The organism is Bradyrhizobium rifense (assembly GCF_008123425.1).
Taxonomy (GTDB): domain Bacteria; phylum Pseudomonadota; class Alphaproteobacteria; order Rhizobiales; family Xanthobacteraceae; genus Bradyrhizobium; species Bradyrhizobium rifense.
On record NZ_VSSS01000128.1, the window covers coordinates 1 to 998 of the forward strand.

The 998-nt window shown below is 60.8% G+C and carries 1 protein-coding gene; it reads left to right on the forward strand.

From position 1 onward, the window contains the following. A partial coding sequence (locus FXB40_RS47395) for an IS1182 family transposase (RefSeq protein ID WP_148779111.1) occupies window positions 1-998 on the forward strand: 998 nt, incomplete at both ends.

Genomic DNA, 998 nt, shown 5'->3' on the forward strand with positions numbered 1-998 from the left:
CCTGTTCGCGTGATCGACGTGTTTGTCGATGCGCTCGATTTGGCTGAGATGAGCTTTGAGGGGGTGGAGCCAGCAGCGACTGGTCGGCCATCGTACCACCCCTCGGTTCTCCTCAAGCTTTACATTTACGGCTATCTGAACCGGGTTCAGTCGAGCCGGCGGCTCGAACGAGAGGCCGGACGCAATGTCGAGGTCATGTGGTTGCTGGGTCGGCTCGCACCTGATCACAAGACGATCGCGGACTTCCGCAAAGACAATGGCCTGGCGCTGCGCAGGGTATGTGCGCGCTTCGTCGAACTCTGTCGTGAGATGGGCCTCCTCGCGACGGCGAGTGTTGCCATCGATGGCAGCAAGTTCAAGGCCGTGAACAACCGCGACAAGAACTTCACACGGGCGAAGGTGGAACGGCGGCGTGCCCAACTGGAGGAGAGCGTCTCGCGCTATCTGAGCCAACTTGACACGGCCGACCGGCAAGAGCCGACGGAGGCACTGGCCGCGAAGGCGACGAGGCTTACCGAGAAACTGACGAAGCTGAAGGAGGAAATGGGCAAGCTTGCCGCTTACGAGAAGCAGATGCTTGCTTCGCCTGACCAGCAAATCTCACTGACCGATCCCGACAGCCGTTCGATGGCGACGAGCGGGCGCGGTTCCGGCGTCGTTGGCTACAATGTGCAGGTCGCCGTAGATACCGAGCACCATCTGATTGTGACGCATGAGGTGACGAACAGCGGCTCGGATCGAGCTCAGCTGGCCAATGTGGCCAAGCAGGCGAAGGCTGTTCTCAAGACCGAGACCCTCGAGGCCGTTGCCGATCGCGGCTACTTCAGCAGCCTGGAAATCCTCGCGTGCCACGAGGCCGGCATCATCGTGACTCTGCCCAAGCCGCAGACGTCGGGTGCCAAGTCAGATGGTCGCTTCGGCAAGCAGGACTTTGTCTATTTGCCGGAGGAAGACGCCTATCGCTGTCCGGCTGGGGAGCAACTGCCGTATCGCTTTAC